17 protein-coding genes are annotated in these 16,729 nt (G+C 65.8%); 12 read left to right on the forward strand and 5 right to left on the reverse strand.

Annotation, left to right across the window (positions count from 1 at the left end; all coding sequences use genetic code 11):
• Positions 1–202: 202 nt before the first annotated feature.
• The 3 genes from L6Q96_05700 to L6Q96_05710 are packed head-to-tail and all read right to left on the reverse strand — an operon-like array spanning position 203 to position 1,991.
• Complete coding sequence (locus L6Q96_05700; protein MCK6554064.1) at positions 203–1,159, reverse strand: site-specific DNA-methyltransferase; 957 nt, start codon at positions 1,157–1,159, stop codon at positions 203–205.
• A complete protein-coding gene (locus L6Q96_05705) occupies positions 1,156–1,719 on the reverse strand; it encodes a hypothetical protein (GenBank protein ID MCK6554065.1) in 564 nt (187 codons plus the stop codon). The genes L6Q96_05700 and L6Q96_05705 overlap by 4 nt, the downstream gene beginning before the upstream one ends.
• Complete coding sequence (locus tag L6Q96_05710) at positions 1,716–1,991, reverse strand: helix-turn-helix domain-containing protein (protein ID MCK6554066.1); 276 nt, start codon at positions 1,989–1,991, stop codon at positions 1,716–1,718. The genes L6Q96_05705 and L6Q96_05710 overlap by 4 nt, the downstream gene beginning before the upstream one ends.
• 311 nt (positions 1,992–2,302) lie before the next feature.
• Here L6Q96_05710 and uvrA point away from each other — a divergent pair, with 311 nt between their 5' ends.
• Positions 2,303–5,143: an excinuclease ABC subunit UvrA gene (gene uvrA / locus L6Q96_05715; GenBank protein ID MCK6554067.1), complete on the forward strand. Its 2,841-nt coding sequence runs from the start codon at positions 2,303–2,305 to the stop codon at positions 5,141–5,143.
• 117 nt (positions 5,144–5,260) lie between these two features.
• Here uvrA and L6Q96_05720 read toward each other — a convergent pair whose 3' ends face one another.
• On the reverse strand, positions 5,261–5,728 hold the full coding sequence (locus tag L6Q96_05720) for a hypothetical protein (GenBank protein ID MCK6554068.1): 468 nt from the start codon (positions 5,726–5,728) through the stop codon (positions 5,261–5,263).
• A gap of 776 nt (positions 5,729–6,504) precedes the next feature.
• On the opposite strand from L6Q96_05720, the gene L6Q96_05725 reads away from it, so the two are divergent.
• From L6Q96_05725 to L6Q96_05770, 10 genes are all read left to right on the forward strand, one after another.
• Positions 6,505–7,431 (forward strand): DUF1566 domain-containing protein, encoded by a 927-nt coding sequence (locus L6Q96_05725; protein ID MCK6554069.1) that lies wholly within the window; start codon positions 6,505–6,507, stop codon positions 7,429–7,431.
• A 657-nt stretch (positions 7,432–8,088) separates the two neighbouring features.
• A complete protein-coding gene (locus tag L6Q96_05730; GenBank protein MCK6554070.1) occupies positions 8,089–9,306 on the forward strand; it encodes an IscS subfamily cysteine desulfurase in 1,218 nt (405 codons plus the stop codon).
• 21 nt (positions 9,307–9,327) lie between these two features.
• A complete protein-coding gene (gene iscU / locus L6Q96_05735) occupies positions 9,328–9,744 on the forward strand; it encodes a Fe-S cluster assembly scaffold IscU (protein MCK6554071.1) in 417 nt (138 codons plus the stop codon).
• Between the two features lie 11 nt (positions 9,745–9,755).
• A complete protein-coding gene (locus tag L6Q96_05740; protein MCK6554072.1) occupies positions 9,756–10,082 on the forward strand; it encodes an iron-sulfur cluster assembly accessory protein in 327 nt (108 codons plus the stop codon).
• 21 nt (positions 10,083–10,103) lie between these two features.
• Positions 10,104–10,796 (forward strand): hypothetical protein, encoded by a 693-nt coding sequence (locus L6Q96_05745; GenBank protein MCK6554073.1) that lies wholly within the window; start codon positions 10,104–10,106, stop codon positions 10,794–10,796.
• Entirely contained in the window at positions 10,796–12,604 is a 1,809-nt protein-coding gene (hscA, locus tag L6Q96_05750; GenBank protein MCK6554074.1) for a Fe-S protein assembly chaperone HscA, read from the forward strand. The genes L6Q96_05745 and hscA overlap by 1 nt, the downstream gene beginning before the upstream one ends.
• A gap of 29 nt (positions 12,605–12,633) precedes the next feature.
• Positions 12,634–12,846 (forward strand): Fe-S cluster assembly protein IscX, encoded by a 213-nt coding sequence (iscX, locus tag L6Q96_05755; protein MCK6554075.1) that lies wholly within the window; start codon positions 12,634–12,636, stop codon positions 12,844–12,846.
• A gap of 14 nt (positions 12,847–12,860) precedes the next feature.
• The gene (locus tag L6Q96_05760; GenBank protein ID MCK6554076.1) at positions 12,861–13,307 is read left to right on the forward strand and encodes an Rrf2 family transcriptional regulator; all 447 of its coding nucleotides are present in this window, start codon (positions 12,861–12,863) and stop codon (positions 13,305–13,307) included.
• A gap of 26 nt (positions 13,308–13,333) precedes the next feature.
• The gene (locus tag L6Q96_05765; GenBank protein ID MCK6554077.1) at positions 13,334–13,756 is read left to right on the forward strand and encodes a hypothetical protein; all 423 of its coding nucleotides are present in this window, start codon (positions 13,334–13,336) and stop codon (positions 13,754–13,756) included.
• Between the two features lie 27 nt (positions 13,757–13,783).
• A complete protein-coding gene (locus tag L6Q96_05770) occupies positions 13,784–13,951 on the forward strand; it encodes a hypothetical protein (protein ID MCK6554078.1) in 168 nt (55 codons plus the stop codon).
• Positions 13,952–14,044: 93 nt separating this feature from the next.
• Here the strand turns inward: L6Q96_05770 and L6Q96_05775 are convergent, their stop codons facing one another.
• Positions 14,045–14,332 (reverse strand): type II toxin-antitoxin system Phd/YefM family antitoxin, encoded by a 288-nt coding sequence (locus L6Q96_05775; GenBank protein MCK6554079.1) that lies wholly within the window; start codon positions 14,330–14,332, stop codon positions 14,045–14,047.
• Between the two features lie 178 nt (positions 14,333–14,510).
• Here L6Q96_05775 and L6Q96_05780 point away from each other — a divergent pair.
• The coding region (locus L6Q96_05780) for a hypothetical protein (protein ID MCK6554080.1) at positions 14,511–16,729 on the forward strand (2,219 nt) is incomplete at its 3' end.

Genomic DNA, 16,729 nt, shown 5'->3' on the forward strand with positions numbered 1-16,729 from the left:
GTTGGCGTGCGCAGGGCGGCGGCGGCGCGCGGTACCGCACTTGCCGCGAACACGAACGATGCGGGCCGTTTGCAAGTGGCCCTGGCGAGCGCCCACGGTTTCGATGAAGGTGCGCCGCTGGTGCTCGTTTTGTTCGAACCCCGAGCGGAGCGATAGCAGCAGACTCCTAGAGAAGGGCCAGTAGATCGCGGCGCACGATTCCTCAGCCGAAGAGGCTTGGCTGCACGACCACACCCGCGGTCCCATTTTCTTCGTACAGGTCCGACAAGGCCCTGAGGTCGCCCGTAAAGCGGAAGCGACTTGCCTCCAGGTACCGCTCCTCCACCTCGACAGCAATCCACCGCCGGCCCTCGCGTTCGCACGCTTCGCCCGTGGTGTTGCTACCCGCGAACGGATCGAAGACCAAGTCGTTGGGGTCCGTAAGAAACCGCAAGAAGAATGTCGGCAACTGTACTGGGAAGCGCGCCGGGTGCGGTTTCAAACCGTGCTTCTTGCACTGCTCCAAGTAGTGGCCATTGCTGTCGTTATTCCCATAGGTAAGCAGGTTCGGCGGGATGGAACCGCCGCGATCCGTAAACTTCGCCGTTATGATATGCCCAGACGGCCGCACCGTGGCTCGGTACCCGCGCTTGACCAAGCGCTTCATATCCGGGCTGTACTCTTTCAACACGCGCTGATTGTCAGCCTTCGGCGCGGGGGTCTTGGAGAGCCACCACAAACAGTTCACGGCGTCCTTGACGCGAACCTTCCGCACTGTCACCCACTCCGCCGGCGAGGGCAGCTTCGCCGGGTTGTACCAGTAGAACTCCTGCGCCAGATAGAACCCGACCTCACGGCACAGTGCGATGAGCAGCTCGAAGTGATAGAGGGAACGCGTCGGCTGCCCAGGCGTCCACGCACCACCGATGTCGACGACGAAGCTCCCGTCGTCCCGCAAGAGACGGTGTACGTGACGAGCAAACGGCAGAAACCATTTGACGTAGTCCCGTTGCGCCGCGTTCCCGTATTCTTTCTTAAAGTGCAGAGCATACGGCGGCGACGTGAACACCAGGTTCACGCTTGCCACCGGCATGTCGGCCATGAGCGGGAGCGAATCGCCAAGGAAGGCCTTCCCGTACGACGTCTCATACAACGGCTTCGCCACTTCCCGCCGCTTCACCGCCCTACTCCCTGCAAGGCGTCGTGAATCGCCGCCTCGATGTCGGGGCGCCATGGCCCCTCAGGCCCCGGCGGCACCCGCTGCATGATCACTAGAATGTCGGCCATGTTCGCCCTTCGTTGAAGTGCCCCCGTTGCCACGTACAAGTACTCCCACTGGTGTGTCTGATTGAAAAGACACGCCGCAAGGATATCGAACTCACCGATGCGGTAGCCCCGCGTCGGTGTTCCGTCCTTGCTGTTGCGCGTCTTCTGCAGCTCGACCTTGTACCCCTCCGCATTCCGGTAGCGTCCTTCCGCACCACTGCGGACATTCTTGCACTCGACCCGCAGAGTCCGCTCGCCAACCCCAATGACGAAATCGGGCTGACCGTCCCTGTCCAACCATTCAACGCTCTCAATGACTCTCTGCTCCCGCAACCGCTCGAGCTTCTGGAAGAGAAAATACTCGGCCAGTTTCCCCTTCACGTCAACGAGGGCGCGAAACCCACGCTGGATCGCGGACAGGATGTCTGACGCCGAGGCGTTCAGCAGCTCCTCGACCGGGTGGCGCTCTTTCACCTGCGTCGCCTCTTGCGGCGGGTGGCGACCTCTTCCTCGATCTTCCTGATCGTCTCGACGGCATCGCTGGCACTGAAGCCAAGCGTGTTCGCGACTTCGATGAACTCGACAACATCGAGGCGTCGCTCACCGCGCTCGTATTTCGAAACGTACGATTGCGGGCGCTCCAGGCGCCCCGCCAGCTCGGCCTGGGTGAGCCCCGCCACCCGCCGGGCTTCAACGAGCAGTTTCCGGAGGGATTCGTACTTGCCTGTAAAGACGGACTTGGTCACCAAGCCGGGTCGATAAACCCATTTCCGGTTAAACCCAAAATTGGTTGTCCGGGGCGTCTTCCGGAATTCCGGAAAGCACCGCCGGCAAGGGACGGTCTACCCTGCCCTTTGCCTGATCACGAATCTTCTGGCCGGACCTCATGCGCACTCGGCGGGAAACGGAAACGCGACACAGCTATCTTCCGTGGGTCAGATTCGAACGTGCGACGAAAGTGGAGCTAATGGGCTCGGCTCTATGGCCGCAGGCCCCCGAACTCCCGGCGCTGCATTGACTCCGCAGCCAAGGCGCGGCAGCGTTCTCTCGGTTCGCCATGGCTCAGCACATCTCCATCGTCGGCGCGCGGCAGCACAACCTGAAAAATGTCTCCGTCGACATTCCACGCGATAAGCTCGTCGTCATCACCGGGCTCTCCGGCTCCGGCAAGTCTTCGCTCGCCTTCGATACCCTTTACGCCGAAGGCCAGCGCCGCTACGTCGAGTCGCTGTCCGCCTACGCGCGGCAATTCCTCGAACAGATGGAAAAACCGGACGTCGATTCCATCGACGGCCTCTCCCCCGCCATCGCCATCGAACAGCGCACGACATCCCGCAACCCGCGCTCGACCGTCGGCACGGTCACCGAGATCTACGACTACCTCCGCGTCCTTTTCGCGCGCATCGGAACGCCCTTCTGCCACCGCTGCGGTCGCCCCATTCAGCCGCAAACGATCCAACAAATCGTCGACCGCCTGCTCGCCCTGCCCGAGGGTACCGGCATTCACGTGCTGGCACCCGTCGCTCGCGACCGCAAAGGAGAGTACCGCAAAGAACTCCTCGCCCTCCGCAAGGCCGGCTTCGTGCGCGTACGCATCGACGGCGCGCTCCGGGATCTCGCCGAGGACATCGCCCTCGCCAGGACCGTGGCGCACACCATAGAAGTGCTGGTCGACCGCCTCGTCATCCGCCCCGGCATCGCCAGGCGCCTCGCCGACTCGCTCGAAGTCGCCTTCAAACAGGCCAACGACGTCGCGCATATCGAGGTTCTCGGCCCCTCCCGCGACACCGTCCGCGACGACTTCGTCGTCAGTCAGCGCTTCGCATGCGTTCACTGCGGGGTCTCGTTCGCCGAGCTGACGCCGCGCATGTTCTCTTTCAACAACCCGCAGGGCGCCTGCCCGACGTGCGGCGGACTCGGCGAAAGACTGTACTTCGACCCCGACCTCGTCGTCCCCAATCCGGCCCTGAGCGTTCCCAACGGGGCTGTGGCGCCGTGGGAACGCAAGAGCAGCTATCTGCGCCCGGCAATCTGGAAGGCGCTCGCCCGCCACTTCAAGGTCGACCCGGATACGCCTTTCAAAGACCTGCCGAAGACCGCGCGCGACGGGCTGCTGCATGGAACGACGCAGTCCGTGACCTTCGTCTTCGAGAAGGCCAACCGGCGCTACGAGTTTCGCCGCCCGTTCGAAGGGGTCATCCCCAACCTCGAACGCCGCATGAAAGAGACGCAATCGGACTGGATGCGCGAGGAGCTGGAACGTTTCATGAACTCCCGCCCCTGCGAGAGCTGTCACGGGGCTCGACTCAAGCCCGAAGCGCTGGCGGTGCGGCTGCACGGGAAGTCGATCGTCGACGTGACGGCGATGTCGATCCGGCAGGCGATCGGTTACTTCAGCGCGCTGCCGCTGACGCCGCAGGAGCACGAGATCGCCCGCCGCATCCTGAAGGAGGTCACCGAACGCCTCGGCTTCCTCGCCGACGTCGGCCTCGACTACCTGACCCTCGATCGCCCCGCGGCGACGCTGTCCGGCGGCGAGGCCCAGCGCATTCGTCTGGCCACGCAGATCGGCGCCAGCCTCGTCGGAGTCCTGTACATCCTCGACGAACCCTCGATCGGTCTGCACCAGCAGGACAATCGACGGCTGCTTGCGACCCTGCGCCGGCTGCGCGACCTCGGCAACACCGTGCTCGTTGTCGAACACGACCGCGACGCCATTACCGAGGCCGACTACGTGATCGACATGGGCCCGGGGGCCGGCGCCCACGGCGGCGAGGTCGTCGCGCGCGGCACGCCGGCGCAGATCATGACCGACCCGCGCTCGCTGACCGGCCAGTACCTTTCCGGCCAACGCGGCATCGCCGTCCCGGCAGCCCGCCGCGGCGGCAGCCTCCTGTCGCTAACGATCACCGGGGCGCGCCAGAACAACCTGCGCAACCTGAACGTCAGCATCCCCCTCGGCACGCTGACCTGCGTCACCGGCCTGTCCGGGTCTGGCAAGAGCACGTTGATCGTCGACACTCTGTACCGCGCCCTCGCGCAGCGCCTCTCCGGAGCGAAGGAGAAACCGGGAATTCACGACGAACTGCGCGGCTGGCAGTGCCTCGACAAGGTCATCGATGTCGACCAGTCCCCGATCGGGCGCACCCCGCGCTCCAACCCGGCCACGTACACGGGCGTGTTCGCGCACATCCGCGACCTTTTCGCGCAACTGCCCGAAGCCCGCACGCGCGGTTACGGCCCCGGCCGCTTTTCCTTCAACGTCAAGGGCGGACGCTGCGAGGCCTGCCGCGGCGACGGTTCGATTCGCATCGAAATGCACTTCTTGCCGGATGTGTTCGTGACCTGCGAGGTGTGCGGGGGCCGGCGCTACAACCGCGAGACCCTCGAAGTCCGGTTCAAGGGACGCAACATCGCCGACGTCCTGGACCTGAGTGTCGCCCAGGCCATCGAGGTGCTCAGTCACGTCCCGCCAATCCGCCACAAGCTGGAGACCTTGCGCGACGTCGGCCTCGACTACATCCACCTCGGCCAGTCGGCCACGACCCTGTCCGGAGGCGAGGCACAGCGCATCAAGCTCGCGAAGGAACTGAGCCGCCGCGCCACCGGCAAGACCCTGTACATTCTCGACGAGCCGACCACCGGCCTGCACTTCGACGACATTCGCCGACTGCTCGACGTCCTCGGCCGGCTGGTCGATGCCGGCAACACGGTCGTCGTGATCGAGCACAACCTCGACGTCGTGAAGACGGCCGACTACGTCATCGACCTCGGCCCCGGCGGCGGCGAAAACGGCGGGCGCGTCGTCGCGGCCGGCCCCCCCGAAGAGATCGCCCGGGCCCCGGAGTCGGCCACCGGCGCATTCCTTCGTCCGCTGCTACCCGGGCTGGCGGCGTAGTAGACCGAGTCCACGGTCCAAAGTCCCGGGTCCCAGGCGGGAACTCGGACTTCAATTCGCAACCTGTCTGAATAGAATCCAGAATCTGGGATGGTCGAACCACCAAGTCGTAGGCATTCACGCCGCCCGCGTTTTGACGAGCAGTTCGACGTCGCAGTCGAGGATACGGAGCAATGAGAGCATCCGGTCGACCGACTTCTTGTAGTTAGTCTGGTCGAGTAAGCGGTAGAACTGCGCCGGTGACGTGCGCAAGCGACGGATCATCTCGCGCCGGCTCAGCGGACTGCGGGGCAGCCGCCGCTGCGCCTCCAACGTAAGTTGGTAGAGCAGCAAATCTCGCATGTAGGTCGGATCCCGGTTGTACTCCAGCACGTGGTCGAGATGCACGCTGCCCTGCCGGCCGGACTCGAGCGTATAGCTGAACGCTTCACTGCCGAGCTCGTCGTCGACGTGCGCTTCGCACACTCTGTCGCTGGTTGTGGGGCGGATCTCGAGCCTGGCGTAGGGAAAAACATACGTGTGTCGACCCGCTCTGATCTCGAATGCCTTTCGGCGATTATTCACGGACACCCGCGCAATTTTCATAACACACCTTCGCTCTTCAGCGCTTCGATGAGCGCCAGTAGCCTGGCGCTCGGCTTCCCTTTCATCGGCACATTGGCGTCGAGATCCCACTTCAACACGAGTCGCGCGTCGCGATAAACGTGCACGTGTCTCGGCCCGTGATCCCCCTTACACGTCAGGAAGACATAGTTCCCACGTCGAATCTTCGCCACACGAAACGCTACCCCGGAGGGTAACGGTTATCAACCTGCTGCAGCGGTGCGGGTCCCCTCTGTGCCAATGAGTATCCCCTGCAGGTCAGGCAGGCGCCGCGATTGTTGCGTAATAGTTGACTTGCTGCGACGCACGACGTGGCCTGACAGCACGCTGCCTCGGAAGTGGAACCCGAATTCCGTCCTCGCACAGTCCGCGTATGTGCAGCTCGAACGAGGCCCGTGTTCCCTTCGGCATGTGTCGTCTTCCGGATGCCCCTTTGACAGCGACGCGCCCCCGCTTCGCGGCGCGCTTGCACTGGCGATGGCTGCCCTTCATGACAACCCTTAGTACTCGTCGGCATAAGTATGGCAACGTATCCGCAGCCGCTCACCCGTAAATCGTACAGGGATCTCGCAACCTTCCGGGGTGAGACACGAGTCCTTCCGCTTCGTCCGCGGTAAACGCGCCCGGAGGTCGCACTCCGCCTCGGAGCCACCCGTGCATTTCTCATCTTGCTTAAGTGCCAGATCTCTGATGACAACTACGGCGAGCCATCCGCACCTGCGGGGCGGTGGCATCAATAGAGCGAGGGGAGGATACCGATGCGACACGCGGGACTGCACATCGTGACCGTGGGAGTGTTCCTGGCGGCGGCGCCGGCGGCGGGGGCGCTGACGCCCGAACAGAAATGCCAGGCCGGTAAGAATCAGGTCGCCGGCAAGTACGCCGACTGCCGGCAGAAGGCGGAGGCGAAGCTGGTCAAGACCGGGGACGTGACGAAATACGCCGCCGCTATCGGCAAGTGCGAAACGAAGTTCCAGGACAAGTGGCAGAAGCTCATCGATGCGGCCACCGCTGCCAGCGCGACCTGCCCCGATGCACCCCTGGCCGTGTCGGCATACAAGGATGTCATCGACGACCACACCGACAACATCGCGCAAGCGCTTGGCGGTAGCGGCTTCGACGTGTGTCAGGCGTTCCCGGAGTCGGGCCAGACGACGTGCTGGGACAGCAGCGGCACGGTAGTCACGTGTGCCGGCACGGCACACGACGGCGACGTTCGCGCCGGGGCTGCGCTGGCATACACGGACAACGGCGACGGTACGATCACCGATATGAACACCAGACTGATGTGGGCAAAGAAGAGCGACGACGGTTCGATCCACGACAAGGACACGAATTACACGTGGGACAACGCGTACGCGACGTACGTCGCCGCGCTGAACGCACCGCCGTGTTTCGCCGGGCACTGCGACTGGCGGCTGCCGAACATCAGAGAGTTGCTGAGCATCGTCAATTACGGGATTCCGCCCCCCGGACCGGTGGTGGACCCGGTGTTCAATACGTCGTGCACGGGCGGCTGTACGGTGACGGGCTGCAGTTGCACCGTGCTGTACACCTACTGGTCGTCGACGACCTATGCCCCCAGCCCGCAGTTTGCGTGGACGGTGTCCTTTGACAATGGCACCGTCGGCCCGATCTCCAAGCCCAGCAATTATCGCGTTCGCGCAGTGCGGGGCGGCGTGTAATTCCGCGCCGCGCGTTGCGCTTCGCGGGACAGGCTGGGGCGGGCCGGATGCGCCGACTTGCGAATTCCGAGTTTGCGCGCACGGCGCGAGGAACTTCCTGGATGATCGAGGAGCAGTGCGCCACCGTTCGTGCCGAGTAGCGCCGTCTGGACAACCCGATCGCCCTGAGTAGCCGATGTCTTCTCGATCGGCGTATCGAAGGGTTCAGGCGCGTATCGAGGCACGTCTGATGTGACCCCTCGATACGGCCCCTGAACAAACGGGTCCTACTCGGGGCGAACGGGGAGTTGCGGGCATTGGGTTGCGGGTGGCAGCCCGCGCCGACTTGCGAATTCCGAGGATGTCAGCGCCGCCGGCGTCGGTGGCCAGGTCGGCATCGGCACGGCCGGGAACTGCCAGTTCGTGTTGCCGCCGAGGTCGATGGCCCGCGGACTCGCCACACACTGCGTTGCCCCGGCGAACGGAGTGCCCGTCATTACCGAAACCGGCTGGCATTGCGCCTTATACGGGCTTGACTGCCCGCAGACCGGCCGATATTAGACCTATGAGGTCTGAATTGGATCTATCTCCCGGATGAAGCCGAGAAGATCCGGAGAACACGACGAATACCCGGTGGCGTCGAGCGCATGCCCGCCAGCCGCCGTGAGGAGGATTTGAATGGGCCGGCTGATCTACATGGACAACCATGCCACCACAGCGATGGACCCGCGGGTGCTGGAGGCGATGCTGCCGTTCTTCACGGAGAAATTCGGCAACGCGGCCAGCCGTAACCATCAGTTCGGCTGGGAAGCGGAGGCCGCCGTCGACCGGAGCCGGGAGACGATCGCCCGGCTGATCGACGCGAAGGCCAAGGAAATCATCTTCACCAGTGGGGCCACGGAATCCAACAACCTCGCCATCAAGGGCGTTGTGGATTTCTACAAAGACAAGGGCCACCACATCGTCACCGCGACCACCGAACACAAGGCCGTCATCGACACCTGCAGAGCGCTGGAGCGCAACGGGCGGGCGCAGGTCACTTACCTGCCCGTGGACCATCACGGGTGTATCGACCTCGACGACCTGCGTCGAGCAATCACCGACAAAACTATCCTGATCTCGATCATGCACGCCAACAACGAGATCGGCACGGTGCATCCCCTGCGGGAAATCGGCAAGATCGCCAAGGAAAAGGGCGTCCTCTTCCACACCGACGCGACCCAGGCGGTCGGCAAGATCCCCGTCGACGTCGAGGCCATGGGGATCGACCTGCTGTCCTGCACCGGCCACAAGATTTACGGCCCCAAAGGCTGTGGCGTCCTGTACGTCCGCGCCAAGGGCCCGCGAGTCCGCCTCGTGCCGCAGATGGACGGCGGCGGACACGAACGCGGGATGCGCTCGGGCACTCTCAACGTCCCGGGCATAGTCGGCTTCGGCAAGGCCTGCGAACTCGTCGCCGCGGAGATGGAAGGCGAGGCCGCGCGCACCCTCGCACTGCGCGAGCGGCTGTATCGAGGATTGTCCGACCAGCTCGACGAGATCTACGTCAACGGCCACCCGACCGAGCGCCTGCCCGGCAATCTCAACGTCAGCTTCGCTTACGTCGAAGGCGAATCGCTCCTGATGGGCCTCAAGGACATCGCCGTGTCCTCGGGTTCGGCCTGCACGTCAGCCACACTCGAGCCTTCGTACGTGCTGCGCGCGCTGGGCGTCGGCGAGGAACTGGCGCATACGTCGATTCGCTTCGGACTTGGCCGCTTCAACACCGACGACGACGTCGACTACGTCGTCCAGCGCGTGGTCCACGAAGTGAAGCGTCTGCGCGACATGTCGCCGCTTTACGAAATGGCAAGGGAAGGCATCGATTTGAAGTCGTACAACTGGGCGCGCGAGTAAGGCGCGCGGCGGAGGAACGGCATGGCATACAGCAACAAGGTCATCGATCATTACGAGAATCCCCGCAATGTCGGTGGGTTCGCCAAGGACGAGCCCAACGTCGGCACCGGCGTCGTGGGCGCCCCCGAGTGCGGCGACGTCATGAAGCTGCAGCTCAAGATCACCGACGAAGGCGTCATCGAAGACGCCCGTTTCAAGACCTTCGGCTGCGGCAGCGCCATCGCCAGCTCGAGCTACGTCACCGAGCTCGTGAAGGGCAAGACCCTCGACGAGGCACTCGAGATCAAGAACACGGAAATCGTGCAGGAACTCAGCCTGCCCCCGGTCAAGATCCACTGCTCGGTGCTTGCCGAGGACGCCATCAAAGCCGCCATCCACGATTGGAAGGCGCGCAAGGGCGACGCCGAGGCCGAGCCCAGGGCGGCTGCCAACGAATAGGGAGTCACGGCGTGGCCATCTCGCTCTCAGCAAATGCCGCGGCGAAAATTCGCGGTCTTCTCGCCCAGGGCGGCGACAAACCCGCAACCGGCCTGCGGGTCAAGGTGGTCGGCGGCGGCTGCTCCGGCCTCCAGTACAAGATGGACCTCGACGTGGAACGCCCGGGCGACAAGGTTTTCGGCGAGACCGACGCGCCGCTGCTGGTCGACCGCAAGAGCTTCCTTTACCTGAACGGCACCGAACTCGATTACAACGAGGGGCTGATGCACTCCGGCTTCACCCTGCAGAACCCCAACGTCAAGCGCTCCTGCGGCTGCGGGGCGTCGTTTACGGTGTGAACGCGCGAGGCTCCGATCGCGATGGCTGCCAGCCTGGTTTCGTTCTCCCAGCACGAGGAAGGCACCTGGACTGCCGGGGAGCGGGTGCATTGCTGGCAGTGCGGAGCCGAGCATTCGCCGGACTATTTCTGCCCCGCCTGCGGAGCCATCCAGCCGCTACCGGAACAGGTCGATTACTTTCGCATCATGGGCGTGCCCCGGCGTCTGGCCCTCGACCTCGCTGCCCTGCAGGAACGCTACTACGCCTTGCACCGCCTGCTGCATCCGGATCGTTTCCAGACCGGGGCGCAGTCGGCACGTGTCGCCAGCCTGCGCAACACGGCGGCGGTTAACCGCGCCTTTGCCACCTTGCGCGACCCGATCGATCGCGGTCTTTACTGGCTGGCACTGCACGGAGAAAGCGTAGGCGCCGGCAACAACCGGGTGCCCCCGGCGCTCGCGGCTCTCGTGTTCGAAACTCAGGAGCAGTTGGAAGAACTGCGGGCGGCGCGAGAAACGCCAGCCGCCGAAGGGCTCGCGGCCGCCGTGCGCACCACCCGCGCCGAGCTGGTAGCGCAACGCGACACCCTGCTCGAGCTCCTGCAGGCGAACTTCGTCGCCTGGGACGCCGGCGGAGATGCGGCCACCCTGCACCGCGAGCTCAAGAGCCTGCTCTCCGATCTCGCCTACCTGGGCACGCTTCTGCGCGATATCGACAGAGAACTGGAGCGCTGATGGACCGTATCTTCGGCATCGATCTCGGCACGACCAACAGCCTGATCGCTTACTCCGACAACGGCGTCCCGCGGGTCATCGCCGATCCCGAAACCGGGGCCGCCCTGCTGCCTTCGGTGGTGTCGTTTCCGACCCCGGACGCAGCGATCGTCGGCGCCGAGGCGCGGGCGCTCGCCATCCGCCATCCGCTCGCCACGCTGGCCTCCGTGAAGCGCTTCATGGGCCTCGGCATGGAACACGTCACCGAGGAAGATCGCCGGCACTACGCCTTCGACGCGGAGGCCGGGAGAGATCTGGTGCGGTTCCGTGTCGGCGACCGGACCTACACGCCCCCGGAGATCTCGGCCCTCATCCTGAAAGAGCTCAAGCGCCGCGCCGAGGCCGCCCTCGGCGAGACGGTGCGTCGGGTCGTCATCACCGTCCCGGCTTACTTCAACGACAGCCAGCGTCAGGCCACACGCGATGCCGGACGTCTGGCCGGACTCGAAGTCCTGCGGCTGGTAAACGAACCTACCGCTGCCTCTCTCGCCTACGGACTCGACAAGCGCAATCAAGGAGTGATCGCCGTCTACGACCTTGGCGGCGGCACCTTCGACATATCCATCCTCCGTCTCCAGGGCGGCATCTTCGAGGTACTGGCCACTGCCGGAGATACGCGGCTCGGGGGCGACGACATGGACCGGCGCCTCGCCCGCACTCTTCTCGCCGCCCTGCCCGCCCCCGTCCAGGGCGACCCGGACGTCGTCCGCCAGGCACTGGTCGTCGCCGAACGCGCCAAAGTCGAGCTGACGACCGCGGCCACCGCGACCATGGAGTTGCGCGCCGGTGACCATGTGGCCCGCCGCACTCTGACCCGCACCGAGTTCGAAACGGAGATCGAAGACATCGTCGGCCGCACCCTGAACCCGTGCCGGCAGGCGCTTAAGGACGCCGGCATCGGCCCCGGCGATCTCGACGAGGTGGTGCTCGTCGGCGGGGCGACCCGCGTCCCCGCCGTGCGGCACGCGGTGGAAAGCCTGTTCGGGTGCGTACCGCACACGGAGCTGGACCCCGACCAGGTCGTGGCGCTCGGCGCCGCGGTTCAGGCCGGCGTCCTGTCGGGCGGGCACCGGGACATGCTGTTGCTGGACGTCGTGCCGCTGTCGCTGGGGTTGGAAACCGTCGGCGGGGTCATGGAGCGCATCGTCGAGAGGAACACGACGATACCGGTTACCGCAACCCAGGTCTTCACCACGTTCGTCGACAATCAGACCGCCGTCGACTTTCACGTCCTGCAGGGCGAGCGCGAACTGGTCAAAGACAATCGCAGTCTGGCGCGCTTCAAGCTGCGCGGTATCGCACCGGCGCCGGCCGGCCTGCCACGCATCGAAGTGACGTTCATGATCGACGCCAACGGCATCCTGAACGTCACCGCCCGCGATCAGCAGACAGGACGCGAGACGTCGATCGACGTCAAGCCGTCGTACGGTCTGACCGACGAGCAGATCGAGGCCATGCTCGAGGCATCGATCGATCACGCCGAGGAGGACGTGGCAGCGCGGCTGCTCATCGAGGCCCGCAACGACGCCGAGGGGATCCTGCGGCACACGCGGCGCGCCCTCGCCCAGACCGCCGTCTCGGGAGACGAGCGCCGGGGCATCGATGCCGCGGTCGCCGAGCTCGAGACCGCCATGGCCGGCACGGATTACAACCGCATCCGCGAACTCACCGATGCCGTGAACCGGGCCACCATGCCGCTCGCGCAGCGCATCATGGACGGCTCGATCACGGAAGCACTGACCCACAAGCGGGTCGAGGAGGTCGCCTGACGGCGGCCCGGGAGAAAGGCCGGACACCGATGGGATTGCGCTGGGAAGACAGCGAAGAGATCGCCATTCGGCTGGCGGAGGCGCATCCGGATGTCGATCCGTTGACCGTGCGTTTCACCGATCTCCACCGCTGGGTGACGGCCCTCGCTGGCTTCGAGGACGACGCTCACGGCTCGAGCGAAGCCAGGTTGGAAGCGATTCAGATGGCCTGGCTCGAAGAATGGCGCGACGCGCAGGATTGAGGGAAACGTCACCAATGATGCAAGTCAGTCGCAAAGTAGATTACGCACTCCGCGCCACCATCTATCTGTGCCTGCAGTCGCCGGAGCGGCCCGTCTCCGTCAAGGAGATCGCCGCCCGGCGCCGCATACCGCAGAAGTTCCTGGAGAAGATCATTCAGGATTTGATCAGGGCCGGCATCGTGCACTCGCACCGGGGCGCCCACGGGGGTTACACCCTGGCGCGGAACCCGGCCGCGGTCTCGTTTCGCGACGTGATCGAGGCCGTGGAAGGGCCGATTTCCATTAACTGGTGCCTCAACGACCACACCGGGTGTTCGATGCTCCCGAGCTGCAACATGCAGCGCATCTGGGAAGAGGGTCAGAGGCGCATGCTGGAATTCTTCGCAGATACCTCACTGGCCGATTTGACGCCGAAACGTTCCGGAGCGCTGCTGAATACTCCGGAGCAGGCCGCCGTCTAATCGGGCATCTCGATCGGAGGCTGGTAATGTCCCTGAACGTCGTTCCCGACACTCACGCGTACCTGCTTCAACCCGACTCCGTCCTGCCGGCGCAGTACTTCAGTGGGCGCCGGTCGCGCGGCACCCACGACGCCGAGCACGAGCTTGTAGTGGCCGTCCTGCAGGACGCCATCGACTGTTTTCAGAAACACCTGTTCGCCCGCGAGCGTAAGGCTCGCCAACTGTACGTCGACGCGGAAGCCTGGATCATGTCCGACGACCGTCGCTGGCCGTTCTCGTTCGAGAACATCTGCGATCTGTTGGACATCGACGCGCCCGGCCTGCGCGCGGGACTGCTGCGCTGGAAGGCGGCACGCCTGCAGGCGGCGAGCCGCGAGAAGATAGTGCAGTTGGAACCGCGCCGCCCGGCGGAACGGGCGGCGCCCCGGCCGCGCCGGGCTCGATCCTGATCGGGTCCCGGCGCCACGGACCATGCATTGCCGGGCGCCGGACGGCACGTTCCGCCGGTTGCGCTCACGGCCAACGCCTTGGAAGGCGACCGCGAACGGTGCTTCGCCGCCGGCGCGGACGACCACCTGGCCAAGCCGTACACGAAAGCCCAGTTGGAGCAGGTCCTCACCCGCTGGCTCGATCCGCCCGCCTGACCGGCCACGCCATCCGCTTCGCCCCGGGGGTCGCCGCCCTGCCCCTCCTGCCCGCCTTGCGGCAGACGGAAAGCTTGCCGGGCCGCGTGGACGTTAGCGGCAAACCGGGTCCGCAGATGAACGCAGATGAGCGCCGATGGAGGCGTCAGGTTCGCCGAGTATTTCGTCCGGCAACGGCTCGAAGAAGCTCTTCGCCAACCGGAACCGAGGGTCGCGGCGGAGGATTGGGCGCGGCGCCTTTCGCGGTCGCGGCAGCGCCCGCAACTCCGCGATGGGTTCGTTGCGCCGGCAGATCGTGACCACCTCTTCCTCTCCACGCTCGAGCCGATCGAGATACTCGGAGAGGTGCGTTTTCGCCTCGTGCACGTTCACTTTCGTCATGGTTCACCGGTAGACCATGAAGTAGACTGACACAAGCGCAGAGGCCGTACCGACGGCCGATCTGACCTGACGCCGGTTCTCGGACGCTTCCACTCCTTAGATCGTCCGCGCTGAAATCCCAGACGGACCGCCTATGTGGTAGAGGTCTACCGAGACACCCACGATCGAGCCGTCCCGATTGCAGGCGATTCGATCCGGCGGCGAGCGCGACGCGCTGGGGCGGGTGACCGAGAGCAAGCACTACGACGCCACGAACTTCCGCACGCGTATCGTGCAGGTCTACGACGGCCTCGGCCGAGAGACGAAGCACTGCGTGTCGAAGGTGCCGGATGGACCGTGTACGACCTCTACGGCCAGCACGGCGGCGAGCACCATGGAGTACGATTCGCTCGGACGGCGCACGCTGTGGACCGACGGCAACGGCGGTACGTGGCGGGCGACCTACGATAGCGCCGGCAACCTGCTCGGACAGGACGATCCGGTGGCGGGGCAGCATCGGGTGTTTTGTTACGACCCGCTCAACCGGGCGGTGCGTACGCTGACGATCGACGACGACACGCTGGAGGATCCGATCGCACACGCGACGCGCTGCGGAGAGGCAAACCCCACGGCCACGGCCGTCGCGGATTACTCCTACGACGAGCATACCGAGCGCGGCTGCTCGTACTATGCCCGGGGCCGGCTCTGTGCCATCGACGAACGGCAGGGAACGGACGTGACACTGGCGACGGTGTTCACGTACGATGCCCGCGGGCGGGTCGTGAGCGAGGGGGTGACGCGGAGGCTGGTGGTGGGCGGGCGGACATTGACGCCGGCGGCGACGGTGGTCTACGCCTACGATGCGGCGGACCGGCAGAAGGGCGTGGTGGTGCCGACAAGTAGCAGTGCGCAGTCGCAGACGGTGACGACGCGCTACGACGATCTGGGGCGGATACGGCTGGTGTCGGCGGCCGGGCAGACGTTTGCGCGCGATCTGCGGTACGACCGTTTCGGACGGCTGACGGCGTGGACCGATGGCGGCGGCGTGACCGAGCGGGCGACCTACGACCAGAGCGGGGCGGGGCGGTTCCGGCTGAGTGCGCTGAGCGCGAGCGGGCCGGGCACCCCGGCGCCGGTGCTGCAGGCGCTCGGGTTTTCGATGTACGACGCCGCCGGCAACCTGACCGCTCTCGGCGACACGACCCCGGAGAGTACGTATGCGAGCGACTCGCCGCTGCGCAATGCGTGGTCGTATGCCTACGACGGGCTGGGCCGGCTGGTGCTGGCGAGCAGGAACAGCGAGCCGGTAACGCTGTACGCCTACGACGGGCTGGGCAATCGCACGAGGGCGGGGGCGCTAGTGAGCTTCTACGACAACGCGGCGGCGCCGCAGCGGGTGCAGGCGGTGACGCCGGGGGGTGCGGTGAGTCACGATCCGAGCGGGTCGGTGACGGGGCTGCCGGCGCTCGGTGCGGCGGCGGCGCGGACGCTGGGTTACGACGCCGAGGGGCGGCTGGCGATGGTGACGGGCGGTGGCGCGGCGGTGCGCTTCGTGCACGACGCGCGCGGGCAGCGGGTGGCGCGTATCGTCAACGAGGGGGCGGCGGGCGAGCAGGTGACGGTGTACTACGGGCGCTGGTTCGAGGTGACGGGCGGGACGCTGACGCGGCACATTTATCTGGGGGAGCGGCGCATCGGGCACAGTCCGGTGGCGGCGCCCTCGGGGCTGACGCTGGCGCGGGGGTATGACGGCGAGCGGGCGGTGGTGCTGGCGCGGGCGATGGAGGCTGCCGTGCGGCGCGACGGGTGGGCGAGGCCGCGGGTGGCGGTGGAGGCGGCGGAGGCCGCCGCGGCGCTGACGGTCATTGCGGGCGTGGGGCTGGTACTCATTGTCGTCCGTCGACGGTGGTGGGACGAGGGGACGCGGAGCCCGGAATACGGACGCCGCGTGCGGCTGGGGATGGTGGGCCGTCTGGCGCGGGGGCCGGTGGTGCTGGTCGTGGTGGTGGTTGTATCGGCGTTGTTGCCCTGGCCGCGGCTGCGGGTGGTGTGGGCGGGCAGTGTCTCGCCGCCGCCCGTGCCGCCGAGTTATCCGGTGTACTTCGCCCACACCGACCATCTGGGCTCGACGCTTCTGCTCACCTGTCATCTGGCCGGCGCGGCGTGTCCCGACGGCACGGTGGCGCGGCGCTTCCGTTACAACGCCTACGGGCAGCCGGCGGCGTACACGGCCAGCGGCCAGAGCGCGAGTCTCACGGCGGCCGTGCCGGGGAGCGACTTCGTCCCCGAGCATCTCTACACCGGCCAGCGCTGGGTGAGTGCGGCGGCGCTCTACGACTACGGGGCGCGGTTCTACGACCCGCAACTGGTGCAGTTCGTCAGTCAGGACCCGGTACGGGAGTACGTGCAGGCGTATGC

The organism is Candidatus Binatia bacterium, assembly GCA_023150935.1.
Lineage (GTDB): Bacteria > Desulfobacterota > Binatia > HRBIN30 > HRBIN30 > JAKLJW01.